General features: G+C 73.5%; 10 protein-coding genes (1 of these 10 cut by a window edge). 5 read left to right on the forward strand and 5 right to left on the reverse strand.

What is annotated here, in order from left to right:
- Positions 1-19005, reverse strand: partial view of an Ig-like domain-containing protein gene (locus AC1Q7O_RS16415; protein WP_492658733.1) — the 5' end (the start) only. 26631 nt of this gene lie to the left of the window's left edge; the window shows 19005 of its 45636 coding nt (coding positions 1-19005); it begins with the start codon at positions 19003-19005; the stop codon falls past the left edge of the window.
- Positions 19006-19273: 268 nt separating this feature from the next.
- On the opposite strand from AC1Q7O_RS16415, the gene AC1Q7O_RS16420 reads away from it, so the two are divergent.
- Positions 19274-20356, forward strand: a complete 1083-nt coding sequence (locus AC1Q7O_RS16420) for an NAD(P)/FAD-dependent oxidoreductase (protein WP_492658732.1) — start codon at positions 19274-19276, stop codon at positions 20354-20356.
- 191 nt (positions 20357-20547) lie between these two features.
- On the opposite strand, the gene xopAW is transcribed toward AC1Q7O_RS16420, so the two are convergent.
- Positions 20548-21237, reverse strand: coding sequence for a XopAW family type III secretion system calcium-binding effector (gene xopAW, locus AC1Q7O_RS16425; RefSeq protein ID WP_492658731.1), 690 nt, complete (start codon positions 21235-21237; stop codon positions 20548-20550).
- 138 nt (positions 21238-21375) lie between these two features.
- Entirely contained in the window at positions 21376-23613 is a 2238-nt protein-coding gene (locus tag AC1Q7O_RS16430; RefSeq protein WP_492658730.1) for an aminotransferase class V-fold PLP-dependent enzyme, read from the reverse strand.
- A 95-nt stretch (positions 23614-23708) separates the two neighbouring features.
- On the opposite strand from AC1Q7O_RS16430, the gene AC1Q7O_RS16435 reads away from it, so the two are divergent.
- The 4 genes from AC1Q7O_RS16435 (at position 23709) to AC1Q7O_RS16450 (ending at position 25057) form a co-directional block, all read left to right on the forward strand.
- Positions 23709-24176 (forward strand): Lrp/AsnC family transcriptional regulator, encoded by a 468-nt coding sequence (locus AC1Q7O_RS16435; protein ID WP_394509749.1) that lies wholly within the window; start codon positions 23709-23711, stop codon positions 24174-24176.
- A gap of 136 nt (positions 24177-24312) precedes the next feature.
- Positions 24313-24504, forward strand: a complete 192-nt coding sequence (locus AC1Q7O_RS16440; protein ID WP_492658729.1) for a hypothetical protein — start codon at positions 24313-24315, stop codon at positions 24502-24504.
- On the forward strand, positions 24501-24725 hold the full coding sequence (locus AC1Q7O_RS16445) for a hypothetical protein (RefSeq protein ID WP_492658728.1): 225 nt from the start codon (positions 24501-24503) through the stop codon (positions 24723-24725). Before AC1Q7O_RS16440 ends, AC1Q7O_RS16445 begins: the two co-directional genes overlap by 4 nt.
- Before the next feature lie 44 nt (positions 24726-24769).
- A complete protein-coding gene (locus tag AC1Q7O_RS16450; RefSeq protein ID WP_492658727.1) occupies positions 24770-25057 on the forward strand; it encodes a hypothetical protein in 288 nt (95 codons plus the stop codon).
- Positions 25058-25110: 53 nt separating this feature from the next.
- Here AC1Q7O_RS16450 and AC1Q7O_RS16455 read toward each other — a convergent pair whose 3' ends face one another.
- Positions 25111-26403, reverse strand: a complete 1293-nt coding sequence (locus AC1Q7O_RS16455; RefSeq protein ID WP_492658726.1) for a cytochrome-c peroxidase — start codon at positions 26401-26403, stop codon at positions 25111-25113.
- Positions 26404-26844 carry a FixH family protein gene (locus tag AC1Q7O_RS16460; protein WP_492658725.1) on the reverse strand — a complete coding sequence of 147 codons (441 nt, stop codon included), beginning with the start codon at positions 26842-26844 and terminating at the stop codon, positions 26404-26406.
- Between the last annotated feature and the right edge of the window lie 134 nt (positions 26845-26978).

The following is a 26978-nucleotide window of genomic DNA, read 5'->3' on the forward strand; positions in this document are numbered from 1 at the left end:
GGCGAAGCCGAACGAGCCGCCGGACGCGTTGGCGTCGGCCGTCGCATCGTCGCCGGTGGCGCCGGCACCGTTGTGGTTGTGCCGGGCCGTCACGCTGAAGCTGCGGCCGGCGCTGACGTCGGCAGCGCCGACCAGCGTGTCCATGTCGGGCCGCACGCGGGCCGTCGCGGTGGAGCCACTGAACGTGGCCGCACCGGCGATGCTGGTGCCCTTGGCATCGGCATCGGCGTCGCCGCTGGAGAGGTTGTTGATGACGACGTCGCGGCCGGCGCTGATGCTGCCGCCGGAGCCGATGCCGACGTTCAGCGTCGGCGTGACGACGGCGCTGGCGGTGTTGTTGCCGAAGGATCCCAGCAGGCCGCCCTTGCCGGACAGGGTGTCCGAGATGGCGCGGTAGCTGGCCACGCTGTTGACGACCAGGTCGCCGCCCACGCTGCCGGAAATGGCGCCGGTCACGGCATTGGTGGTGCCGGCGATGCTGGCGGCCGACTTGGCCACGCCGCCGGCTAGGCCCAGCGCGAGGTTGAGGCTGTCGCCCTTGGCGTCGGCCGTCAGGCCGGCCAGCGTGTCGAAGCGCACGCTGCCCGAGGTGTTGAACGTGACGCCCGAGCCGGTGTTGTTGGTCAGGTTGGACACGGCGTTGGCCGTGGCGTTGCTGCCCGACGACGAGATCGTCGAGCCCGAGCTGGCCGAGGACCGCGCGATGGCCTTGCCGGCGCCGGCGTTGCCGCTGTTCAGCCGCACGGCCATGACGACATCGCCCTTGTCGCCATGCGTCGTGATGCGGGCGTTGTTGCCGATGTTGGCCGTCATCGTCGGGTTGACGTCGACATCGGCCACCGTGCCGCCCACGGCGGCGATGCCGGCGAACTGCACGCCGTCGGCCGTGCCGGTGCCCTGCGTTGTCGCGTTGGCGCCGACGTCGACGGCGCCGTTCACGTCGATGACCGCGCCGGCGCCGATGCCGGCCGTGACCGTGGGCGTGACGGCGCTGGTGGACGTGGCGCCCACGCTGGCGCCGAACACGCCGCCGGCGGCCGCGGTGCTCGTCGCGGTGGAGACCTGGTTGGCTGTCGCGTCGATGACGAGGCCCGCGCCGTTGACCTTGGCCGCGCTGGTGGCGGCCGTCGTGCCGGTGGACGTGGCCGTGGCCGCCATCGCGCCGCGCGCGGCACCGCCGACGCCCAGCGCGCTGCCGTCGGCGTCGACGAGGTTGTTGGCCAGCGCCTGCACGGTGACGACGCCGCCATTGCCGTTCAGCGTGGACGTGACCGCCGTGTTGACACTGGTGTTGGCGCCGGCGCGGGCCGTGGCGGTGGCCCCGGCCACGTTGACGGTACCGAGGATGCCGGCGCTGTCGGCCTTGGCGCGTGCACTCTGGCCGCCCTGGTTGTGCTGGGCCAGCAGGCTGACGCCCTGCCCGCTCAGCGTCGTCGTGCCCTGCACGAGGTTGGTCACGTTGGGCGCCACCTCGGCGTTGGCCGACATCAGCCCCACGGCCAGGCCCAGGCCAGCAGACAGGCCGCGCGACTGCGCATTGGCATCGGCATCGGACAGCGCCAGGATGGTGATGGCGCCGGAACTCGTCACGACGCTGGCCACGCTGGCGTTGCCCGCGCCGGCCGTCACGGCGCCGTTGGCCTTGGCCGTGGCGTCGCCGCTGTTGACGCCACCGCCCAGGCCGCCGCCCGACGCGTTGGCGCGGGCATCGGCATCGTTGTGGCCCAGCGCGCGCACGTCGACGAAGCTGCTGCCCGCCGAGCCGCCGCCGATCTCGGCTGTCGTGCCGCCGTTGGCGTTGGAGATCGCCACCGACTTGCCGGCCCCCACCACCAGGCTCAGCGCCGTGCCGGAGGTTTCGCTGTCGGCGACGTTGCTGGCGTCGGCATGGATCTTCAGCGAGCCGCCCGCCGTCAGCACGCTGCCGGCGCCGCTGCGCGCCGTCGTGCCGGCGTTGGCGTTGGCCGTGGACGCCGCGCCGGTGGCGCCCAGCAGCAGCCCGCCCGACGAGCTGCGCGCCACCGCCGACGTGACCTGGCCGGTGGCACCGGCGCCGTCGTGGTTGTGGCTGGCGTGGATGCTGATGTCGCGGCCGACATCGGCGCGCTGGTTTCCGGTCAGCGCGTTGACGCTGGGGCTCAGCGTGGCGGTCGCGATGGAGCCGCCCATGCTGCCGCCCAGGCTCATGGACGTGCCCTTGGCGAGCGCCGACGAATCGCCGCGCGTCTGCGCGTTGACGATGAGGTCGCGGCCCACGTCCAGCGTGCCGCCGCCGCCCAGGTTGGCGGTGACGGTGGGCGTGTAGCTGGCCGTGGCGGCATTCACCGCGCCGGCGCCCACCAGGCCCAGCGACGCCGCCAGCGCATCCGCGTCGGCGAAGCTGTTGACCTGCGTGTCGACCTTGAAGTCCAGCGCCTGCGTGCCGCTGACGCTGCCCAGCGCCTGGCTGACGGTGCCGCTGACGTTGGCATTGGACGTGGCCGCGCCGAAGCCGCCGCCCAGCGCCAGGCCCTCGGCGTCGCCGACGGACTGCGCGAAGCCGCCCGCCTGCGTCGTGAACGACACGCCGCGCGCCGCGTCCAGCGTGACGCCGCTGCCGGTCGTCGTCGTGATGTTGTAGGCCAGCTTGGCGTCTGCGTCGGCGCCGCCGCCGGCCAGGATGCCGCCACCAGCCGCATGAGCCGTGGCCGAGGCGCCACCGCCGTTGTGTGTCAGCGAGAACGCGATGTCGCCGGTGTTGGCCGAGTGCGTCGTCGCCTTGACGCCGCTGCCCACGGCCAGCGTCATCTTGGGTGCCAGCGTCACGTCGGCCTTGGACAGGCCCAGCGAGCCGCCGGCCGACACGGCCACGCCGGTGGCGGTGCCGTCGGCATCCGTCGTCGCGGTGCCGCTGACGGCGATGCCGCCCGCCACGTCGATGATGGCGCCGTCGCCCAGGCCGGCGCGCACGTCGGGGTTGACGGTGGTCGTCACGCCGGCGCCGGTGCCGGCGCCGACGAGGCCGCCGGCCGTGCCCTCGGCCGTGGCCGTGCCGGTCTGCACGGCGGTGGAACGCACGGTGAGTCCGCTGGCCGTCACGTCGGCGCCGCTGGTGGCCTCGGTGATGCCACCGGAGCGCGCGGCGGCCGTGACGACGCCGGCCGACACGCCCAGCGAGCCGTTGAAGGATTCGCCGGTGCCGACCGCCAGGTTGCGCGCGTCGGCCTGCACCGTCACCGCATGACCATTGCCGGCGTCGAAGCTGGCGGCGTTGCCCACCAGCGCCCGCGTGTCGGCCGCGGCCGTCGCGTCGGCGTTGCCGCCGCCCAGCGACGCGCCGCCGCCGGCGGACGCGGCATCCGCCACGGCCGTGCTGTTCTCGCTGCCCTGGTTGTGGCGGGCGCGCACGGTGATGCCGGCGCCGGTCACGCCGGTGCTGCCGCGCACCTCGGCCGCGACGGCGGGACTGACCTGGCTGGTGGCGCTCATGAAGCCCACGGCGCTGCCGAGGCCGAACGAGAACGCCTTGGCCTGCGCGTCGGCGTCGGCGCTGGAGATGGCGTCCACCAGCACGGCGCCCCCTGTGACGGTGGTGCTGGCGACGCTGCCGTCGCCCAGCCCCGCGGCCACGCCGCTGTTGGAGCGCGCCGTGGCGCTGCCACCGGCGGCGCCGCCCAGGCCGGCCAGGCCCGACGCGCTGGCCGTGGCCACTGCGTTGTTCCTGCCGTCGGCCACGACGTTGACCAGCGTGGCCCCGCCCACGCCGCCGCGCAGGTCGGCCGTCGTGCCGCCGCCGACGATGGCCGAGCTGGACGACAGGCCCTCCGCAATGAAGCCGCCGCCGCCCAGGCCGGCGCTGTCGGCCGTGGCGATGTTGACGCCGTCGGCCAGCACGCGCACCGAGCCGCCGCCCGTGAGCTTCGCGCCGGCGCCGACGCTGGCGTCGACGTTGGCCGATGCGGTGGCCGACGCGGACGCACCCGTGATGCCCACCAGCGCGCCGCCGGCCGAGGCCTTGGCGGTGGCGGTGGTGTCCTGCCCGGTGGGCGCCTGGCCGTCGTGGTTGTGGCGGGCCTCGACGAGCACGAAGCCGCCCGCCGTCAGCTGCTGGTTGCCGGTGCGGGCGTAGACCGTCGGGCTCATCGTGGCCGACGCCAGCGACGCGCCGATGCTGCCGGCCACGCTCAGCGAGCGGCCCACCGTGTTGGCCGTCGTGTCCGTGGTGGACAGCATCTGCACGGTGGCGTTGCCGCCCACGCTGGTGGTGCCGCTGCCCAGGTTGATGCCCATGCTGGGCGTGAAGCTGGCCGTGGCGCTGTTGAACTGGCCGCTGAACAGGCCGGCGCCCGCGGCGCGCGACGTGGCCGTCACCGGCTGGCTGGACACGCCCAGCGCGTTCAGGTTGCGCCCGACGGTGCCGCCGGCGCTGGTGAAGTTGCTCTGCGCGCTGCCGTCCACCGTGCTGCTGGCCACCGAGCCGCCGACGGCGACGCCGCCGAAGGTGTCGCTGTTGGAGGTGGACTCGACGTGGTTGCCGAGCTTGAGCTCGACGTTCAGGTCGCGGCCGGCGTTCAGCGTGACGCTGGCGCCCGAGCTCTGCAGGATGTTGTAGGTCGTCTGCGCGGAGGCGCTGGTGCCGCTGAGCGCGGCGGCCAGGCCGCCGGACGGCGCCGTGGCGATGGCCGTCGTGCCGCCGGCGTTGCTGACGCCGTTGTTGACGCGCGCGGCGATGGTCACATCGGACGCCGCGCCGTTGGCGCTGAGGCTGGCGCCGGTGCCGATGCGGTTGGTCATCGTCGGGCTCAGCGTCGCGTCGGCAACCGAGATGCCCATCGAGAAGCCGCCCGACACGGCCACGCCGTTGGCGGTGCCGTCGGAGTCGGCCGTGGTTTCGGCAATCACGGAGATCGGGCCGGCCACGCTGACCTGCGCGCCGTCGCCGATGCCGGCGTTGACGGTGGGCGTGACGCTGCTGGTGCCGCCCGCGCCGGTGGCGCCGGCCACCAGTCCGCCGCCCGCCGCGGTGGCGCTACCGACGGCGTCCTGGTCGGCATGGGCCAGCACCGCGTAGCTGGCGCCGGTCACGTCGGCACCGCTGACGGCCCCCGTGGTGCCGCCGGTGCTGGCGTTGGCGACGACGCCGCCCACGCCCAGCACCAGGCCCACGGAAACCGCCGTGCCGGTGGCGTTGGCGATGTTGTCGGACAGGCCCTCGACGACGACGGCACCGCTGCCGCCGGCGATGGACGTGTTGTCGCCCACCAGCGCCTGCGCGTTGCCCAGGCTCTTGGCGTTGACGATGGTGCCGTTGACGGCAGCGCCCAAGCCGCCGCCGGCCGCGTCGGCCGTGGCGCGGACGTCTTCGCCGCCCTGGTTGTGATAGGCGCCGACGCGTGCGCCGGTGCCCGAGACGAGGTGGGTGTTGCCGGTGACGGTGGCACGCACGTCGGGCGAGGCCTCGGCGCTGGCGGCCATGATGCCCACCGCGCTGGACACGCCCAGCGACAGGCCGTAGGTGTTGGCCGTCGCGTCGTTGCTGGAGCGCGATTCGATGACGATGGCGCCGCTGGCGTTCAGCGTCGCGTCCTGCGCGGCGACGCCGACGACGGTCTGCACATTGCCGTTGGCGCGCGCCGTGCTGCTGGCACCGTTGTTGGCGTCCAGGCCGCCGCCAGAGGCATCGGCGTCGGCATTGGCGAGGTTGCGCGCCTGTGAGCGCACGGTTAGGTCGGTGGACGAGCCCACGCCGCCCAGCAGCTCGGCCGTGGTGCCGCCGTTGGCACGCGCATTGCCGATGCTGACGCCGACGGTCGCGCCGCCGATGGACAGCGCCAGCGCCTCGGCCTGCGCCTCGTTGTTGTTGTAGGCCAGCACGTCGACACGCCCGCCCGCGCTGATCAGCGAGCCCGAGCCGACGCTGGCCTTCACGCTGCCGTTGGCCTCGGCCGTAGGCACCGCGCCGTTGCCGGTGAAGCCGCCGAAGCCTGGCGCCGTGGACGAGGCCCACGCGCCCTTGTTGGCCAGCGCGCCGCTGCCGTTGTGGTTGTTGCGTGCCTGCACGCGGATGAGCCCGCCGGCGTTCAGCACCGACGTGGCGCCGAACAGTGCCTGCACCGTCGGCGAGAACGTCGCGCTGGACAGGCTGACGCCTGTTGCGCCCGCGCCGGCCGTGACGGTCAGCACCTTGGCGTCGGCCTTGCCGGTGGACAGTGTGTCCACCGTCGCTTCGCCGGTCGTCTTGATGAGCGACGCGTCGCCCACCGACGCACGCAGCAGCGGCTTCACGTCGGCGAAGGCGAAGTTGGCACTGATGGCCACCGCACCAACCGAGAAAGCCAGCGTGTGGGCCTCGGCGTCGAGGTTGGCCTCGGCCTTCACGTGCAGCGCGCCGACCGTCTGGCCGGCATCCTGGCCGATGCGGGCGCCCGCGCCGACATCCGCGCTGACCTGGCCGTCGCTGGTCAGCCGCGTGAACGACGCGCCGGCCGCCACCGCGCCGGCCGTGCCCTGGCCGGTGGCCAGGTGGATGGCGCGGTTGGACGTGGCCGTCACGTCCACGCTGGACGCGCTCTTCACGCGGGCGCCGTCGCCCAGGCCGGCCTGGTTGTTGCTGTGGTCGCTGAGCACGGACACGGCGGCGCCCAGGCCGATGAAGCCGGCACCGCCGGCGAAGGCCGTCGCGTCGACGGTGCTGTCCAGCCGCGAGCTGACCGAGAACACGCCGCCGGCCGTGTACGTGCCGCCCGCGTTGGCGTTCGTGTTGAACGCGGTCGAGAACACGCCAATGCCGGCGCCGATGCCGCCCGCGCCGCCGCCGATGGCGCCGACGAGGAAGTCCACGTCCGCCCACTGGCGGGCATTGACCGTGATCGCATTGCCGGCCGTGACGACCGTGCCGCCGGCAACGGTGGCCTCGGTGCCCTGCGCCGGATTGCTGGCGTTGATGGCAGCCAGCCACTCGGCCTGCGACGGACCGGAGCCGCTGACCAGCGTGCCGGCCGCGCCGGCGCGGTCCTTCACGCGCTGCTGGCCGCTGCCGGCCGTGCCGCCGGCAAAGCCGCCCAGCACGCTGCCAACCTGGCCCTTGGCCAAGGTGGCCTGGCGGGCTGAGTCGTTGTCTCCCGAGTCCTTGCTGTGGTCGCCTTCGGTGCCCTTGGTCTTGCTGAGGCTGTCGTCAGGTGTGCCCTGGTCGTTCTGGTAGCTGCGCTCCAGCGGCGTGCCGATGGACCACACCGTCACCGCGCCCGCCGCGCCGACGAAGCCGCCGGCGCCGGAGATGGTCAGCGAGTCGAGGTCGATGCGCGACAGGCCGTTGACGGCCACGTCCGCCGCGGCGGCGACGTCGGCATTGCCGAGGATGCGCGCCGCCGTGTCGTTGCGCAGGCTGCCCACCTGCACCGCGCCGCCCACGCCGGCGAAGCCGCCCGCCACCGCGCCGGTGAAGTGCGTGCCGCTGGCGCTGTTGGCCGCGGTCACGTAGACGCCCTGGTCGCCGTCCGCGCCGGCGTTGCCGCCGTTGCGGTTGATCCGGGTGTTGGCCCCGATGATGGCTGTCGTGTCGGAGTCCAGCAGCGTGACGCCCACGCCGCCGCCGACGCCCACGTAGCCGGCGCCGGCCGCGACGTCGAGGTGGAAGAAGTCCTCGCGGCTGTCGGCCTGCACGATGACGCCGTGGCGCTCCGCCGTACCCAGGCCGGCGGCGCCCACGCTGCCGTCCAGCATGCCGAGCAGGCCGGTGCCGGCGCCCTTGGCGTCGACGGCCGCGCCGGTCAGCACGCCGGCGTCGGTGTGCTTGGTGATGCTCATGACACCCACGGACGCACCCACGCCCACGGTGCCCGCGCCCAGCGCGCCGGCGATCATCGTCACGTCGGTCGCGTCCTTGGCCAGCACGCCGAAGTCGCCGCCGGCCTGCACGCTGGACGCCGCGCCGACGGTGGCCGTCGTGTGGTTGTTGACGACCAGCACGTTGACCGCGCCACCCACGCCCACCGTGCCGGCGGCGATGCCGGCGGACAGCAGCACGAGGTGGTCCTCGTTGTTCGCCTGCACGACGACGTCGTCCTTGGCCTTGACGCTGGCGTTGCCGCCGATGCTGGCGTTGGTGTCGTGCGTCAGCACGGTCACGTCCACGCCCGGCGCCACGCCGACGGTGCCGAAGCCGAGCGCGCCCGCGAGGGCCACATGCGAGAAGTCGTCGCCCGCGCCGACGAGCACGCTCTGGCCCGCGCCGCCGGTGCTGGTGTCGGCATTGACGTTGGCGCTGGCGGCGATGCCGGCCGTCGTCGCCGTGTTGACGACATTGGTGGCCGAGCCGACGCCGATGCCGGCCGTGCCCGCGCCCAGGGCGACGGCGAAGGTCTCGATGTCGTCGCGATTGGTGGCCGTGACGGCCAGGCCGGTGAAGCCGCTGCGCACGCTGGGCGTGGCGACGCGGTTCTTCGTGAAGCTCGGGTCGTCGCTGGTCTGGCCGCTGCCGCTGGCGGCGTTGAAGGTCGGCGTACCGACTTCGAACGCGGCGGCGCTGCCCTTCTGGCCGGCGGCGGCGTTGGGCAGGCCGGAGGTGCTCTGCGGCGTGGCCGCGGCGTAACCGACGCCGATGCCACCGTCCTGCACGGCCAGGCCGGCCCGCAGGCCGTCGGCCGTGACCTTGGCGCCCTCGCCCACCAGCGCGACGGTGTTCTTGTTGGCCGTGACGACGCCCACGGCGGCGCCCACGCCGGCCGAGCCGGACGCGCCGACGGAGCCGGTGATGAGGTCGATCTCGCTGTTCTCGTCCGCCGCGACGACGATGCTGCCCTGGGCGTGCGCGTCGCCCGCGCCGGCGCCGGCCTTGGCGTCGGTCGGGTCGTCGCCGAGGATGGCGCGCGTCGTGATGTTCAGCACCTGCACGTTGGCGTCGGCCGCCACGCCCACGCTGGAGCTGGCCGCCACGCCGGCGGCGACGGTGGAGATGTCTTCGTCGGAATGCGACGTGACGAGCAGGTCGCCATCCACCGTGCCGGTAGCGGCCGAGCCCAGCCGGGCCTCGGTGGTCTTGTTGACGGTGTTGACGACCGCCCCCAGGCCCACGCCCACGCTGCTGGACGCGGCGATGGAGCCGGCGACCGACACGATGTCGGTCTCGTCGCTGGCGCGCACCTTCATGTCGGCCTGCGTCGCACCCGACGCGGTGCCGACGGTGAACGTGGCGCTGTCGTCGATGCGCGCCCGGGTCGTCTCGTTCAGCACGTTGACGACCACCGAGCCGGCAACGGCCGCGCTGCTGGACGCGCCGCCGCCCACGGCGATGGTGACGAGGTTCTCGTGCGACGTGGCGGCCACGTCGACACCACCGGTCGATCCGGCTGCCAGCGCCGTGCCGGGGCCGACGAGGGCCTGCACGGTGTCGGTGTGGACCAGCACGGTGCTGGAGATACCGACGCCGGCCGAGTTGCCGTAGGCCAGCGCACCGGCCACCTGGGTGATGTCGAACGGCGCATCGGCCGTCACGGCCAGCGCGCCGCCGGCCTGCAGCGCCGAGCCGGCACCACCGGTCGTCGTGGCCTCGGTGGTGTTGGTGACGACGTAGACGGACACGCTACCGCCGACACCGGTGCCATCGGTCGCGACGCCCGCGGTCGCGGCGACGCTGGTGATGTCCTGGTCGCTGTTCGCGCGCACGGCGATGTCGCGGCCGGCCTTCAGCGCGACGCCGGTGCCGAGCTGGGCCTGGGTGTTCTCGACGAGGACGGTCACGTCCAGGCCGATGCCGACGCCGGCATTGCCGATGGAGATGCCGCCCGCGCCGGCGCCGCCTTCGATGTCGGTGCGGCTCCTGGCAGCAACGGTCACGTCCTGTGCCGCGCCGGCGGCCACACCCATGGCCGCATCGTTGACCTTGACGCCGTTGTCCAGCCGCGCGACGGTGTCCAGCGTGTAGATGTTGACGGCGGCCGAGCCGGCGCCGGCGGCGCCGTCGGTGGAGATGCCGCCGGAGATGGCGAGGTTGCTGAGCGGCAGGTCGGGCAGCGGGTCGGGCAGGTCCAGCACGGCCGGGATGACCTGGCCGCTGGCGCTGACGGTGGTGGCGTCGCGCGCGGCGAGCTGGGCGCCGGCGCCCACGGTCGCGCTGGTGTGCTCGACGACGATGTTCAAGCCGACGGACGCACCGACGCCCGTGCCGCCGGTGCTGAGGGCCGCGGCGCCGGCGATGGCCTGCACCTGCGTGCTCTGGTCGGCCACGACGTCCAGCTTGCCGGCGCTGGCGCGGATCTGCGCGCCGGCGCCCACGGTGGCGGCCGTGTCCAGCGTGACGATGTTGATGGCGACGCTGCCGGCCACCGAGGTGTCCTTGCCGCCGGCGGCGGCGATGCCCATGCTGCGGAACTCGTGGTCCCCGCTGTCGCCCGGGCGGTCCGCGCGCACCAGCACCGAGCCGCCGCGCAGGTCCGCGTTCGCGCCGACGCTGGCCACGTTGCTGGCGTCGGTCACGCTCAGGCCCACGGCGGCGCCGACGTTGGTGTCCTTGCTCAGGTCGATGGCGTCACCCATGGCCTGCGTGATGACGTTGTAGTCAGCCTGCGCGTCGACGCTCAGCGCGCCGCCGGCCGTCAGCTTCACGCCGTCGGCCACACTCGCGGTGTTGTCGGTCACCAGTACCTGAACGACGACCGCTGCCGCCACGCCGGTGCCGGACGAGCCCTGCCCGCCGGTCTCGCCGCTGGTCTGGGTGTTGGCGGAGTCGACCTGGTCGTTGCTCTTGGGCAGCGTGCGGTCGCCGCCGTTGTTGGGGTTGTTGTTGACCTGGTTGTCGGCTTCCTTGTCGGAGCTGCGGCCGCCGCTGCTGTTGCCGGACGCGCTGGCCTTGGCCGTACCCGTGGCCAGCACCGTGTTGCCGGACGACACCTCGGCCGCGCCGCCCGCCGCCACGCTGCGGGCCAGCCGCGCGCTGACATCGCCGTCGATGACCGTGACGACGACGGACGCGCCCACGGCCGTGTCCTTGCCGGCGGCCTCGGCCTTGGCGCTGCCGGTGACCTGGTCGAGCCGGAAGGCGCGCACGGCTGCATCGCCGCCCACCGTCAGCGTGCCGCTGGCCGTGCCGGCGTAGGCCCGGGTGTCGCTGGTGTCGACCGTGACGGCCGCGGCCACGCCGACGCCGGTGTCGCCCTTGGCGCCGTTCTCGGTCTCGGTGGTGATGGTGTCCTGCGCCGTCGACGAGACGGTCATGGACGCGACGTTGCCGGCGATCTGCGCGCCGTCGGCCAGCGTCGCGTCGAGGTTGCGGTCGACCACGTTGACGGCGACGGACGCACCGACGCCCACGTCGCTGCCGTCGGCCTGTGCGCCCTCGTTCTCGGGCAGCGCCTTGGCGGTGTCGCTGGCGGTGGAGACCGTGATGGCCTGCAGTGCGCCGCCGGAGTCGGCGCCAGCCAAGGTGGCACTGCCGCTGAACTGCGCCTTGGTGTCTTCGTTGACGATGTTGATGGCGACCGAGCCGGCCACGCCGATGTCGCCGCCGCCGGCGCCGCTCTTGGCGCTGGCCAGCGTCGTGTGCGTCGTGTCGCCGCCGACGTTGGTCATCGTCGCGCCGAGCTGCAGGCCGTCGGCCGTGATGGCCACGCCGCTGCCCACCAGCGCCTCGTTGGTGGCCGCCGCGTAGTTCACCGCCACCGCGGCACCCACGCCGGTGCCACCGTCGCTGGTTGTCGCGCTGCCGTCGGCAATGGCCTGCACGTCGGTGTTGGCGCTGGACTGCACCGAGACGTTCTTCGTCGGCGTGCTGATCGTGCCGGCGCTGATCTGCGCGCGGCTGGTGGTGTCGGTGATGTTGACGCCCACCGCGGCCGCGACGCTGACGGTCTCGCTGCTGCCGCTGTCGCCGCTGGTGGTGTCGGTGCTGGCGACGCCGGCCGATGGCGTGGCGGCGCTGCTGCTGGCATCGCGCGCGCCGCCCGAATTGGCGGCGGAGTTGCCGAGGTTGCGGCCGGCCGCGGTCTTCTGGTTGACGCCGTCGTCGTCGGCCGAGCTGCTGCTGTCGTCCTGCTCGCCGCCCACGGCGCTGGCCTCGGCCTTGGCGGTGGTGGCGACCTGGCTGGTGCCGGCCACGCTGACGGCGCCGGTGCTCGTCACCGACCGGGCCAGCTCGGCATTGGCGCGGTCCAGCTCCACGTTGACGGCCACGGCCGCGCCGATGGCGGCGTCTTCCTTGCCCTCGGCCTTGCCCTTGGCGGTGGTGTTGTTCGTGGCGCGCAGGTCGGCCGTGATGGCCAGGTCACCCGGGCTGTTCAGCGTGCCGCCGGTGCCCAGGCGCGCGATGCTGTCCTGGTTGGCCACCGTGACGGCGACGACGGGTGCGACGGCCGTGCCGCCCTTGGCGCCGCCCTCGGCCTGCGTCGTGATCGTGTTCTGCAGCGCGGACGAGATCGTCAGCGCACCGGCGCTGGCCAGGCCGGCGCCGTTGAGCACCTCGGCGCGAGCAATGTGGTCGGCCACGTTGACGGCGATGGACGCGCCGACGCCGGTGTTCTGCGCATCGACCTGCACGCCGGAGTCGGTGGGCGTGGCCTTGGCCGAGTCGTCATGGGTCGTCCTGGCGGTGACGCTGCTGGCGCCCGCGCCGGCCTGTGCGCTGCCGGCCAGCTCGGCCGTCGTGCGGTCCACCGCCACGTTGACGGACAGCGAGCCCGCCACGCCGGTCTTGGCGCCGCCGGCGCCGCTCTTGGACTCCGCCGCCGTCATGTGCGTCGCGCCATCGCCCGACGCGCCGGCCATGCCGGCCGTGATGTTCAGCCCCTGGCTGTTGATGCTGCTGCCGGCCAGCACGCGCGCCTCGTTGGTGCTGAGGCCGACGTTGACGGCCACGGCGACGCCGACGCCGGTGTCGTTGGGGTTGTCCTCGTCCTTGGCGCGGGTGCTGCCGTCGGCTTGTGCCTTGGCGTCGTTGTCGGCCGTGCTGGCCAAGGTGACGGCGCCGCTGGACGCGATGGACGCACCGGCCACGGTGGCGCTGGCCATCGCGTCGGCGATGTTGACCGCCACGGCGGCCGCCACACTGACCGTGCCGCCGCCGGTGCCCTCGGCCGACGGCGTGGCGGTGCTGGACGAGGAGTTGCGCGCGCCGCCGCTGCCGGCGGCCGAGTCGCCCAGGCCGCGCACGGCGGTGTTCTGGTCGTCGACGGCATGGTCGTCGCTGGACGAGCTGCTGTCGTCCTCCTTGCCACCCACCGCGCTGGCCTTGGCGCTGGCCGTCGTGTCGGTCTCGCTGGCCGCGGTGATGGCGACGCCGGTGGTGCCGGTGAGGTTGCGGTTGACGCTGGCGCGGCTGTGGTCCAGCTCGACGTTGACGGCCACGGCGGCGCCGACGGCGGCGTCCTTGCTGCCTTCGGCCTTGCCCTCGGCCTTGGTGGTGTTGGTGGATTTGAGGCTGCTGGCGACGGTGACGGCGCCGGTCGCGTTGACCGCGCTGGCGCCGGTGCCGATGCGGGCGATGGCGTCCTGGTTGGCCACGGTGACCGCCACGACGGGCGCCACGGCGGTCTCGCCCTTGGCGCCGCCCTCGGCCGTCGTCGTGATGGTGTTCTCCAGCGTGCCGCTGACCGCCAGCGCGCCGCTGCTGCTCACGACGGCGCCATCGGCGATCTCGGCGCGGGCGATGAGATCGGGCACGTTGACGGCCACGGAGGCGCCGACGCCGGTGTTCTTCGCATCGGCCTGCACGCCGGAGTCGGTGGGCGTGGCGCTGGCCGTGTCGGCATGCACGGTCTTGGCCGTGACGCTGCTGGCACCGCTGCCAGCGTTGACGTTGGCGCCGGTGGCGACCTCGGCCGTCGTGCGGTCCACGGCCACGTTGACGGCCAGCGCGCCGGCGATGCCGGTCTTGGCGCCGCCCGCGCCGCTCTTGGCCGTGGCGGCGGTCGTGTGCTTGCCATCACCGCCGGCGGCCATGCCGGCCGTCACGTTCAGACCCTGGCTGTTGACGACGCTCGTACCCAGCACGGTGGCCGTGTTGGTGTTGAGGCCCACATTGACGGCCACGCCGACACCGACGCCGGTGTCGTTGGGGTTGCTCGCGTCCTTGGCGCGCGTGCTGCCGTCGGCCGCGGCCTGGGCATCGGCGTCGCTGCTGCTGCCGACGTTGATGGCGCCGCTGGCCGTGACCGTGCCGCCGCCCAGCGTCGCCGCGGCGGTGCTGGACGCGATGTTCACGGCCGCCGCCGCGGCGACGCTGACGGTGCCGCCGCCGGTGCCCTGCGCCGACGGCGTGGCCGTGCTGGACGAGGAGTTGCGCGCGCCGCCGGCCGCGGCCGCGGTGTCGCCGGTGCCGCGGGCGGCGTTGTTCTGGTCGTCGACGGCGTGGTCGTCGCTGCTGGAGCTGCTGTCGTCTTCCTTGCCGCCCACGACGCTGGCCTTGGCGCTGGCCGTGCTGGCCGTCTGGCTGGCGGACGTGATACCCACCGTGCCGGTGGTGTTGACGCTGCGGTTCAGGCTGGCGGTGCTGCGGTCCAGCTCGACGTTGACGGCCACGGCGGCGCCGACGGCAGCATCCTTGGCGCCTTCGGCCTTGCCCTCGGCCTTGGTCGTGTTGGTGGACTTGAGGCTGCTGCCGACGGCCAGGTTGCCGGACGTGGTCGTGGACGCGCCGGTGCCGATGCGCGCGATGGCGTCCTGGTTGGCGACGGTGACGGCCACGACGGGCGCCACGGCGGTGCCACCCTTGGCGCCGCCCTCGGCCGTCGTCGTGATCGCGTTCTCCAACGCGCCGCTGACGGTCAGCGCGCCGCTGCTGCTCACGACGGCGCCATCGGCGATCTCGCCGCGGGCGATGACGTCGGGCACGTTGACGGCGACGGAGGCGCCGACGCCGGTGTCCTTGGCGTCGGCCTGCACGCCGGAGTCGGTGGGCGTGGCACTGGCCGAATCGGCGTGCTGGGTGGCGGCGCTGACGGTGCTGGCACCCGCGCCGGCATTCACGTTGGCACCGGCGGCGATCTCGGCCGTCGTGCGGTCCACGGCGACGTTGACGGCCAGCGCACCGGCGATGCCGGTCTTGGCGCCGCCCGCGCCGCTCTTGGCCTCGGCGGCGTTGGTGTGCGTGCCGGCGCCGGTCATGCCGGCGCGCACGTTGGCACCCTGGCTGGCGACGACGGCGTCGCCCAGCAGCTTCGCTTCGTTGGTGTTGATGCCGACGTTGACGGCCACACCGACGCCCACGCCGGTGTCATTGGGGTTGCCGGCGTCCTTGGCGCGCGTGCTGCCGTCGGCCACGGCCTTGGCATCGGTGTCGGTCTTGCTGTCCACGCTGACCGCGCCACCGGCCGTCAACGTGCCGCCGCCGGCCGTGGCGCGGCTGGTGGCCTGGGCCACGTTCACCGCGACGGCCGCCGCCACGCTGACGGTGCCGCCGCCGGTGCCCTGCGCGCTGGGCGTGGCCTGCGACGTGGACGAGTTGCGCGCGCCGGCCGCGTTGGCAGCCGAGTTGCCGCTGTTGCGGGCGGCGGCGTTCTGCTGGTCGACGGCCGCGTCGTCGCTGGCGGAGCTGCTGTCGTCCTCCTTGCCGCCGACGGCGCTGGCCTTGGACGACGCCGTGCTGGCCGCGCTGCTGGTGGCCGAGATGCCGATGGCGCCCGTGCTCTTGAGGCTGCGCGCCGTGCTGGCCAGGCTCTTGTCGTTCTCGACGTTGACGGCAATGGCCGCGCCGACGGCGGCGTCCTTGGCGCCCTCGGCCTTGCCTTCGGCCTTCGTCGTGTTGGTGCTGGCCAGCGTGCTGTTGATGCCGATGGCGCCGCTGGCGTCGACGAGGCCGCCGGTGCCGATGCGGGCCACGGCATCCTGGTTGGCCACCGTGACGGCCACGACCGGCGCGACGGCCGTGCCGCCCTTGGCGCCGCCCTCGGCCGTCGTCGCGATGGCCGAGTCGGTCTTGGCATTCAGCGTCACCGAGCCGGCCGGCGTCAGCGTGGCGCCGTTCTCGATCTCGGTGCGGCCCAGGTGGTCGGCCACGTTGATGGCGACGGACGCGCCGACGCCGGTGTTCTCCGCCACGGCGCCGCCGCCGTCGGGCAGGGCCTTCACGGTGTCGCCGGTCGTCGAGTCGGCGTCCAGCGTGACGGCGCCCGCGTGGGCATTGACGACGGCGGTCGGCGCCAGGCTCGCCTCGAACTTGCTGATGCCCACGCCGATGGCCAGCGAGCCGGCCACGCCGGTGTTGCCGGTGGCGGCGCCGGAGGTGGCGGTCGTCGTCGCCTCGCTGCGCTGGCCGGCCACGGTCGTGGCGCCCAGCGCCAGGCCGTTGCTGCTGACGCTGCCGCTGCTGACGCGCGCACTGCTGCCCACCTCGGCCACGTTGATGGCCACGGCCGCGCCGACGTTGGTGCTGCCCTGGCTGGCGACGCCGCTGGCGTCGGCCTGCGCATCCAGGTCGGTCTCGTTCTTCAGGGACAGCAGGCCGGCGGTGGTGATATCCGCCGCGCCGCCGACGCGGGCCGTGCTCTGGCCGCCCAGGTGATGGATGGCGATGGCGGCGGCCACGGTGACCGGGCCCTCGCCGCTGTTGGCCTGCGGCGTGGTGCCCGACGCACCGCGCGCGCCGTTGTTGCCGGCCGCCGTGTTGCCGGCGCCCTGTGCCGCGCTGCCCTGCTGGCTGGCGTTGTTGCCGTTGTCCTGCGCGCCGCGCGCGGCGGCCTTGGCCTCGCTGCGCGTCATGCCGGTGTTGCGGCCGGTCATCAGCACGGCGGCGCCGGCCTGCAGCTTGCCGTCCAGCGCCAGCTCGACGAGCGGCGCCACATGCGTGACGACGACGGACGCACCGACGGCGGCGTTGGTCTTGCCGGCCGCATCGCCGTGGCCCTTGGCCAGCACGTCGACAGCGCTCCTGGCGTCGCTCGTCAGGCCGTTGATCAGCGTGATGTCGCTGCCGCCCAGGGCACCGACCTTGGCATCGGTGTTGACGACGGTCACCGCGACGACCGGCGCCACGGCCGTGCCGCCGCTGGCGCCGCCCTTGGCCTCGGTGTCGACGTCGCTGGCCGCGTTGACGTTCTGCGCCAGGCTGCTGCCGGTGAACTTGGCGTTGGCATCGACCTGCGCGCGCGTCGTCTCGTCGACGACGTTGATGGCGACGGACGCACCGACGCCCGTGCTCTCACCCGTGGCGCCGTTGACCTTGGGCAGCGCGCGCGCCTGGTGGTGTGTGTTGCTGGTGGCGTTGAACGTGACGCCGCCGGTGGACGTGGCGGTGCTGCCGGCTTCCTGCACGGCCTCGGTCGTCAGCACGCCGACGTGCAGCGCCAGCGAGCCGGCCACGGCGACGCCGCTGGTGCTGCCGGCGCCGGACGTGGCGATGGCGCCGAAGTTGGCATCGGTCGTCGTGCTGGCCGAGAACGTGGCGCTGGGCGCCGTGAGGGCCGCGCCATCGCCCAGCGATGCGCGCGTCGTGCCGTCGATGAAGCTCAAGGCGGCGGCCACGCCCACGCCGGGGCTGCCGGTGGCGGCGCTGCCGTCGGCTTCGGTGCTGGCGGCAGCGCCGGCCACGGTGGCGGTGGACGACGTGGCCGACACGCTGACGGCGCCGGCGCTCGTCACGCCGGAGCCAGCCAGGCGCGCCGTCGTGTCGCCACCCACGTGCGTGACGGCCACCGCGGCCGCAAAGTTCAGCTGGCCGTCGCCGGTCTGTGCGTTGTTGTTGGCGAGCTGCTGCTGGCCCTGCGTGGGCGTGCCGCCGCTGGCGGGCTGCGTGGCGCCACCGGCAGTCGACTTGGCCGACGTGTGCACGGTGCGGTTCGTCGTCGCCGACGCGGTGATGGCGCTGCCGGACAGCGCGGCGTTGTCCGTCACGTTGACGGACGTGTCGCCGCCCAGTTGCGTGACGGCGACCGTGCCGCCCTTGGCGCCGCTGGCACTGGCACCGGCCGTGCCATCGGCAATCGCCTCGACGTTGGCGGTGTTGGTGGCCGTCAGGATCAGCGCGCCGCTGGCGGTCAGCGACGCGCCGCCGCCCACGGTCACGCCCGCCGCGCTGCTGGCGATGACGGAGGCGATGGACGCATCCTTGTCGGCCGCCGTGCTGCCGGCGTCGGGCTGCGTCGTCGCCTTGGCGGTGACGGTGGAGCTGGACGCCAGCGTCAGCTTGCCGGCGGTGGCGCTCAGGTTGGTGGCGCCGCCCAGCGTGATCTGCGCGTTCGAACTGGTCTGCACGAAGGCGACCTTGATGAGGTTGCTCGCGTAGCTGGAATCGGTGGTGCTGACGTTGACGCTGGTCGTGACGATGAGGCCGATATCGCCGGCGGTCACATTCGCGTTGGTCAGGTTGATGGCGCCGCTGGCGTTGCCCAGCAGGTTGAAGCCGTCCAGCAGCGTCACGCCATCGGTGACGGCCTTGGTGACGCCCAGGTAGACGTCGCTGGCCTGCAGCGTCACGCCGTTGGCGGTGATGGCTTCCTGCGAGTCGACGTTCAAAGTGCCGGTGCTCGTGAAACTGCTGGCAAAGACGATGTCGTCGGTGCTCTTCAGAAACAGCGCGGTGGGGTTGTAGAAGTCGGGGCCGCTGCTCTGGAAGGTCAGCGTGTCGTCGCTGACGAGCGGGATGTCGGTGCCGCCGTCCAGCTCCACCATGACGGCGAACGGGCTGGTGGCGTTGGTGCCGGCGGCGCCGTCGTCGTAGCCCAGGTCCACCAGCACCTTGTCGCTGATGCCGGGCAGGCCGTTGATACTGATCTTGACGTTCTGCGTCAGCGCCACCTGGCCCAGCGAAGTGCCGAGCGTGTTGTCCCACACGCGGATCTGCGGCGTGCCGCCGCTGTAGACCGTCTCGACCTTGAGGTCGCCCGAGTGGACGTTGATGGTCAGCGTGCCGGCGGGCGCGAAGGTGGCCAGCGGGATGGGCGTGTCGGACAGCAGCAGCCGCGGCTCGAGGTGCTCGAACACCAGCTTCTCGCGCACCGGGGCGGGCGTGTCGGGCTTGGGAGGCGTCGCCACGGCGGCCGCGTCTGCGCGCTTGCGCAGGGAGTGCTGAAGCTTCTGCCAGAAATTCTTGCGCTTGCCCATGTGCCGTCTCCGCTCACGTCGGTCATCCCGCCGGGGCGCGCGCACACGCGCACGCCGCAACCGGGCGGATGCCTGAGCTCAGATCTTCTGCGCCGCGTGAGAAATTCACGCGTGGGGCCCGTCACCCGTAGCGGCGACATCACCCCTCAGCCGGGGGGCGCGCGCCGTAGCGCCGTGGGAGCCGCCCCGTCTCCATGCGTAAAAACCCTTGACACCGATCGCCGGCAATTGCCGTTGCCGGCGCGCGGCATGGCCTAGGCTGGCGGCCATGGATCAAGTGGACGTTGCCGTCATCGGCGCCGGTGTGGTGGGGCTGGCCATTGCGCGCGAACTGGCGCAGCGGGGCCGGGAGGTCGTCGTCATCGAGGCCGCCGGCGCCATCGGCACGGGCATCTCGTCGCGCAACAGCGAGGTCGTGCACGCCGGCCTGTACTACCCGGCCGGCAGCCTGAAGGCGCGGCTGTGCGTGCGCGGCAAGGCGCTGCTGTACGACTACTGCGCGGCGCGCGGCATCGCGCACCGGCGCTGCGGCAAGCTGGTGGTGGCGACGCGGCCGCAGGACGTCGCGCGGCTGGAAGCCCTCGCCGCCAGCGGCACGGCCAACGGCGTGGACGACCTGCGCCTGCTGGGCCGCACCGAGGCGCTGGCGCTGGAGCCGGCGCTGCAGGCGGCCGGCGCGCTGCTGTCGCCGTCCAGCGGCATCGTCGACAGCCACGGGCTGATGACGGCGCTGCTGGGCGACGCCGAGGCCGCCGGGGCGACGCTGGCGCTGGCGAGCCCGGTGACGGGCGGCGAGCGTGACGGCGACCGCTGGCGGCTGTGCGTGGGCGACGACTTCGAGCTGGGCGCGCGCCAGGTCATCAACGCGGCCGGCTTGTTCGCGGCGCAGGTGGCGGCTTCGCTGGGCGCGCCGACGCCGCGACTGCGCTTTGCGCGCGGCCACTATTTCTCGCTGGCCGGGCGGGCGCCGTTCTCGCGGCTGATCTACCCGCTGCCGGTGGACGGCGGGCTGGGCGTGCACCTGACGCTGGACCTGGGCGGCCAGGCCCGCTTCGGGCCCGATGTGCAGTGGCTGCCCGACACCGACCCCGCCGCGCTGGACTACGCCGTGGACCCGACGCTGGGGTCGGCCTTCGAGGCGGAGGTGCGGGGCTACTGGCCAGGCCTGCCGGCGGGCGCGCTGCAGCCGGCGTACAGCGGCATCCGGCCCAAGCTGAGCGGCCCGGGTGACGCGGCGGCGGACTTCCGCATCGACACCGACACACCCGGCCTCGTGCAACTGTTCGGCATCGAGTCGCCGGGGCTGACGGCCTGCCTCGCACTGGCCGAGGAAGTCACCGCGCGGCTCTGAGCATTCGGGCCGCTCCCAAGCCGGCCCGTCATGGCGATGTGCTTGCCGGTCGATCCGGCAAGCATCGCCGCCCCCTCGGGGGCTGAGGCCGGACACGACAAGTCCTGTGGACTTGTCGTGCCTGCCGAAGCTCTGCGGCCGCAGGCCGCAGAGCGGTCCCGGCCAAGGTACGCCTTGGACGAGGGGCCTGTTCAGGCTGTCGTGCTGACCTGCGTGGCTGTCGTCGCGGACGGCTGCAGCCAGTTCTTCGCGATCTGGTCGTACAGCTTCTGCGCCAGCTGGGCGATCTCGGACGTGGCCGAGCCCTGGGCCGCATCGTCCGAGCCGGCCTTGGCCAGCTCCTTCAACTGGCCGGCCAGGCGCTCGATCTGCGACACCGTGCCGTCCTGGTTGACGTCCAACGGGTCGTAGTCGGTAGATGTGGCGCTGGTGCTGCCGCTGCTCGCGGCCTGCGGCGGTGGCATGCCGCCCGGTGGCGGCGCGGGCCGGCCGGCCTCGAACTCGGCACGCGTCAGCGAGCCGTCGCCGTCGGCGTCCAGCTCGGCGAACACGTCCACTTCGTCGTTGGCCGCGCCGCGCGACTGCGCGAAGTCCAGCGTCGATGCCGGCGGCGGCATCAGGTCGCGCAGGCCCTGGCCGAGTTCGTCCTGGGACAGGCTGCCGTCGCCGTTGCCGTCCATCTGCTTCAGCAGCTCGGCGCTGTCGCCGGACTGGCCGGTGTGCTCCAGCATGGACGCCAGCTCGGTGGCGTCGACGCCGCCGCTGCCGTCGCTGTCCACCTTGGCGAACAGGCGGGCCTCGTGCTCGGCCTTGCGGTTCTGGCCGCTCTGCGCGGTCTGCCAGGAGCGGTCTGCACCGCCCAGGCCGCTGATCGTCGTCATGGCTACTCCTTGGGGTTGAGGGGTGAAGCCATTCTTGGGAGCCCAGGTAAGCCGCCCGTAGCCGCTCTGTGTCGCGGCGGACATAAAGCGGGGGGCGATGCGGTGAACTGGCCGGTCATGCCGGCACAGTTCGCTCGATCAGATCGCCAGCGCCGCGTCGGCCTGCGCACGCGGCCACAGCGCCAGGCCGCCAGCCAGGCTCCACGCCTGCGCGTGGCCCAGCCGACGCAGCGCCTGCGCGGCCTGCGCGCTGCGGTTGCCGCTGCGGCAGAAGAAGACGATGGGCGTGTCGGCCGGCAGCGCCAACCAGCGTGCCAGCGCATCGGGCAGGCCGCTCAGCGCGACGGCCTCGCGGCGCACGGCCGGGCCCAGCTCGGGCGCCTGGCCCAGCCGCTGCTCGTAGGGCTCGCGCACGTCCACCAGCAGCAGCGCCGGCTGCCGGCCCAGCAGCCCGCGCAGCGCGTCGACGGCCAGTTCGCTGGAGGCCAGCGGGCAGCCGCTGTCCACACGCGCGCCACAGGCGACGGTCTGGTACTCGGTCAGGGCCAGGCCCTGCTCCAGCCGCGCCTTGGCGGCAGCGAAGCCGGCGGCGTCGAGGCGGCCGGCCAGCACGTCGGCCAGCAGCGGCTGCGCGTCGCACTCGACGGCCAGCGTCGTCGCGAAGCGGTCGTCGTAGTCGTGGCCAGGCAGCAGCAGCGTGTGTGGGCCAGCGGCCTGCGCCAGCCGTGCGAGCGACGCGGCGTACTGCTGCGGCGCGCTCTGCGCGAAGTCGCTGCGGCCCAGTGCGCCGGGCATCACGGTGTCGCCGATGAACACCTGGCGCAGGCCGCTGGCGTCGTGCAGCAGGTAGGCGGTGGAGTCCTGCGTGTGGCCGGGCACCGGCAGCCGTGTCAGCGTCAGCGCGCCCAGCGTCAGCGCCTCGGCGTCGTGCGGCCAGCCCAGGCCGTCGACATCACCGGCATGCTGGCCCGCGGCGGCCCACAGCTCGGGGGCGGACGACGCGTGGTCGCCATGGCTGTGCGTGTCCAGCACGGCGGCCAGCGCGTAGCCCTGGCAGCGCAGCCACTGGGCGAGGCGCCCGGTCAGCTCGGGCAGCGGGTCGACGACGACGGCCCGGCGGCTGGCGGCGTCGGCCAGCAGGTAGCAGCAGGCACCGTCGACGACGAAGCGCGTCAGCCCCTCGGCCGGCAGCGCCTGGCCCGCGGCGCCGGGGCTCAGGCAGCTGTCGCGCAGCGATTCGCCGCAGACGCGGATGCGTGCGCAGGCCTCGTCGATGAACGCAGCGTCGGCGACCGGCCCGAACGACAGCCGCACGGCCGACGCGCTCTGCCAGGCCGGCAGGCCCATGGCTTCGAGCACGTAGCTCGGCGCCGCCTTGGCCGCGCTGCAGGCCGAGCCGCCGCTGACGCGCAGCTCGGCGGCGTCGAACAAGTCGAGCAGCAGCTTGGCACTGACGCCCGGCACCGCGAAGTTCAGCGTCGTCGGCAGGCACAGGTCCGGCGGCGCGTTGAAGACGAGGCCGGGGAAGGCCTGCTGCAGCACATCCGCCAGGCGGTCGCGGAAGGCGCCGAGGGTGGCGGCGTCCCGGAAGGTACCGCCGTCCTCCAGCGCTGCCAGCACGGCACCTAAACCGGCGATGCCGGACATGTTCTCCGTGCCCGCCCGCAGCGCACCCTCCTGGCCGCCGCCGGCCAGCAGCGGCGTGAACGGCGCGCCGTCGCGCACGTACAGCAGGCCGATGCCTTTGGGCGCGTAGAGCTTGTGGCCGGAGAACGGTGCGTAGTCGATGCGGCGCTCGGCGAGCCTGAGCGGCAGCTTGCCCAGCGCCTGCACGCCGTCCACCAGCCACAGCGCCGGGCTGCCGGCCAGTGCGGCCGCGATGCCATCCAGGTCGCTGACGACACCGGTCTCGTTGTTCGCCGCCATCGTGCAGACCAGCCCGGCGCGCGGCGCGTGCTCGCGCAGCCAGGCCAGGTCGTGCCGTCCGTCGCGGCCAACGGGGATGGCCAGCACCGGCAGGTTCAGCCCCAGCAGCGCGTTCCAGTGCCGGATCGCCTCGGGCACGGCCTTGTGCTCGGTCGCGCCGTACAGCAGCAGCTCGGGCCGGCCCGGGCGGTCGCGCAGCGCGCTCAAGCTCGACAGCACGGCCGTCTGGATGCCCTCGGTCGCGCCGCTGACGAACAGCAGCCGGCCGCTGCCCGCCCCCAGCACGCGCCGCGCGCGGGCGCGCACGCCGTCCATCAGCGCCCTCGCCTTCAGGCCGGTGCTGTGGATGCTGCTGGGGTTGCCGAAGTCCTCCGCCATCGCCGCCAGCGCGGCCTCGCGGGCCTGCGGCAGCACGGGGGTGGTGGCGTTCGCGTCGAGATAGATTTCCATGCGCAGATTCTGCGAAGCCGGCCGGAGCAATGGCTTGCCTTTCATCGCTCGACAATGGTCAAGAAGGAAATTTCATTCCAACTAACATCCAGCAAATGAAACTGGATGCCATCGACGTTCGAATCCTGGACATTCTTCAGCAGGATGCCGAGCAACAGGTCGCGCAGATCGCCGAAGCCGTGGGCCTGTCGACGACGCCCTGCTGGCGGCGCATCCAGCGGCTGAAGGAAGCCGGCGTCATCACGCGCCAGGTGGCGCTGGTGGACCCGCGCAAGGTCAACGTCGGCGTGACGGTGTTCGTGTCGGTGCGCACCAGCGTGCACACCGAAGCCTGGTTCGAGACCTTCAAGGCCACCGTGCAGGCCATCCCCGAGGTCGTCGAGTTCTACCGCATGAGCGGCGACGTGGACTACCTGCTGCGCGTCGTCGTGCCGGACATCGCCGCCTACGACAAGGTCTACAAGCGCCTCATCGCCGGCACGCAGCTGCACGACGTCAGCTCCAGCTTCGCGATGGAAGAGCTCAAGCTGACGACCGCGCTGCCGCTGGGCTATGTCGGCTGACAGCGGCGCGTCCATCCCCCTTTAGGGGGAGACGATGGGGGATACGCCCGGCGGCATCCCCCCGCATTCCCCATTCAGGGCGATATCCCCCGGCGCGGCCACTGCCGAGACTGGCTCCATAGCCACAGGAGCCCTCATGCCCACGCAAGCCACGCCCCATCCGCCCGACGCCGCCCTGCGCTGGACCACCGACGAACTGCTGCGTATCACGCTGCAGCAGCTGCGCACCTGGGAAGCGGAGGCCGCCCGCCACCGCGTCACCCAGCCGCTGCCCGACGAGCAGGCCTGGGAGGGCACCGAGATCGACGTGCGCCGGACCGTGCTGTGAAGAAGCCCTGCCCGGTCGGCTTTGCCGCGCTGCTGGAGCGCATGCCGCGCTCGTTCAGGAAGCAGGCCAAGGCCGTCGAGAAGCGCGCCCGCCAGCGGCGCGAGGTGCAGGCGCAGCGGTTCGAGCAGGCCTTCCAGCCGGCGCCGCCGCCGAAGGACAAGGACGCCGAGCGCAACGCCTGGCAGGACACGGTCGCGGGCTTCAGCGGGCGCGAGGCCTGACGCACGCACCCTCGACAGTCGACACATCGTCACGAAAGACCACCATGCAAGATTTCTACGACCGTCACGAACCGCTGCCGGTGAGCCGCTGGGCCCGGGACGACGCCCTGTGCCAGATCAGCGCGCGCGACGCGCGAGGCCAGGTGCTGATGGCGATCCACGCCGGCCCGGGTTTCGCCGCCCGGCTGGCCGCGGCCTTCTGCGCCAGGCCCGGCGTGGTGGCGCCCGCCCCGACCGCGGCCAGCAGGTTTTTTGCCGCCCCGCCCTACGGCGCCCCGCTCGGTCAGAAGAACACGCCCCTGGGCTTCATCGGGGCACCCATCCGCGCCTAGCGGCGCATGCCAGCGTCGTTCCAAGGCCTGGCCTGCCAGCGCAGGCGCCGGGCTCACGGCGCTGCCCCAGCCTCCAGGCGGTCGTCGACCGGGCTGGACAGCGCGCACAGAAAGGCCACGATCTGCCGTGCCTCCTCGTCGTCCAGCCGGATGGCCTGGCGCCCGGCCTGCGCGCGACCGGCGGGCGCCAGCTCGCTGCTGCCGAGCGCAGCCGCGGGCGATTGCCGGTAGTGCACCACCACGTCCTCCAGCGTTGCCAGCTGCCCGGCGTGCATGTAGGGCGGCCGCAGCGCGACGTTGCGCAGCCCTGGCGTCTTGAAGGCGCCCAGCAGGCCCGGCGACTGGGCGATGAAGCTCAGCTCGCCGCAGGCGGCCGCGTCGGCATCGCTGTAGCGGCCGAGGCAGTTGAATTCGTCCGCCTGCACCCCGGCCACGGCCGCGGCGCGCCCCGGGTCCGGCCGGCCGGGCGTGCGCGGCGGCACACCCGTGTTGTGGAAATGCTGGTCGGTCAGCAGCGGCCCGGCGTGGCAGGTCACACACCGGCCCTTGCCGATGAACAGCCGCAGGCCGCGCACCTCGTCGGGCGTCAGGATCTGCCGGCCGGCGGCATCGCCTGTCTCGACCGCCCGCACATAGCGGTCGACGCGTGATGGCATGGTGCGCAGCGTGCGCTCGTAGGCGGCGATGGCCTTGCCCAGGTTCGCAAACACGCGGTTCACCGCGTCGCGCTGGGCGTCGCTCATGCGCGCCCACGCCTCGCGCTGCACTGGCGAGCCCAGCGGGCCTGCATCGGCCGGCAAGCCGGCCAGCGGCGGGAAGGCGCCGAACACCTGCTCGTAGCGCTGGCGGTGATGCGCGTGCAGCTGCTGGGCGATGCGGGTGCGGTTGCTGCCATGCTCGGCGTCGTCCTCCAGCGGGCCCAGTGCCTGGGACCAGAGGCTGTCCTTGCGGCCGTCCCAGAACAGCCAGGGGCTGCGTGCGGCGTCGGCGAGGGGCATGGTGCGCCGCGCGCCGTCGGCCAGGCCGCGGCCCACCGGCCGGCCGTCCTGGAACTGCCGCGCGGGGTCGTGGCAGTTGGCGCACGCCACCTGGCCGTTGCGCGACAGCCGGGTGTCGAAAAACAGCGTCCGCCCCAGCGCGGCGGCGTCCGGGCGCTCGGCCACGGCGTTGCCGGGGTCGGGCGGCAGCGCGCCCAGCCGGTCCAGGTGCATCGAGGCCAGCACGGCCCGCTCCGCGGCCGACCAGACGTCGTCGCGCTCGCGGCTCCAGCCGAAACCGGCCAGCGCCGGCAGCAGCGCGGCCACGGCCAGCATCGTCCGGCGGCGCCCAGGGATCAGCGCCTTCATTCAGCGCTTCAGGCCGTCGTGGGCCATCACCAGGTTGAACACGGCCTGGTCGCGCACGCCTGCGGCCTCGATGTCCAGACGCAGGTCCCACCAGCCGGTCATGCTGAATTTCATGCCCTCGACGAGATAGGTACCCGGCGCCAGTTCGCGGGTGACGCGCGGCTGCGTTGGCAGGCCGTGGCCGTGCTGCGGCATGCCGCCGTCGACGGTGACGCGCGCGCGGGTGACCGGCGAGCCGTCGATGCCAGCCACCTTCACCGTCCAGCTGTGCAGCTGGCCGATGGCGGGGCCCTGCGCGGGAGGCTGCAGCTCGACGACGAAACGGCCTTGAGCGGCGGGATGCCGGAGCGTGTAGTCGAGGTCGGCGGGCGGCGTGCCGCAGGCGGACAGGCACAGCGCCGCGGCGGCGAGAGCGGGGGCGAGGAAGGTGCGGACAGACATGATGTTGACGGGATGAAGAGGTGGAGAGACCCCGGAGGGCGGCCAGGTGGCTGGGATGCCGAGGCCGGACTCTGGGCAGCAGCAGACCAGGGCGACAGCGGCGCGCGACCGGCGGCACGAATCCGTCCGGCAGC

Source organism: Roseateles sp. GW823-FHT07B05, assembly GCF_058794515.1.

Coding starts and splice junctions, on each gene's coding strand:
- AC1Q7O_RS16420 (WP_492658732.1), top strand. CDS start 19,274: ATGGATCAAGTGGACGTTGCCGTCATCGGCGCCGGTGTGGTGGGGCTG.
- xopAW (WP_492658731.1), bottom strand. CDS start 21,237: ATGACGACGATCAGCGGCCTGGGCGGTGCAGACCGCTCCTGGCAGACC.
- AC1Q7O_RS16430 (WP_492658730.1), bottom strand. CDS start 23,613: ATGGAAATCTATCTCGACGCGAACGCCACCACCCCCGTGCTGCCGCAG.
- AC1Q7O_RS16435 (WP_394509749.1), top strand. CDS start 23,709: ATGAAACTGGATGCCATCGACGTTCGAATCCTGGACATTCTTCAGCAG.
- AC1Q7O_RS16440 (WP_492658729.1), top strand. CDS start 24,313: ATGCCCACGCAAGCCACGCCCCATCCGCCCGACGCCGCCCTGCGCTGG.
- AC1Q7O_RS16450 (WP_492658727.1), top strand. CDS start 24,770: ATGCAAGATTTCTACGACCGTCACGAACCGCTGCCGGTGAGCCGCTGG.
- AC1Q7O_RS16455 (WP_492658726.1), bottom strand. CDS start 26,403: ATGAAGGCGCTGATCCCTGGGCGCCGCCGGACGATGCTGGCCGTGGCC.
- AC1Q7O_RS16460 (WP_492658725.1), bottom strand. CDS start 26,844: ATGTCTGTCCGCACCTTCCTCGCCCCCGCTCTCGCCGCCGCGGCGCTG.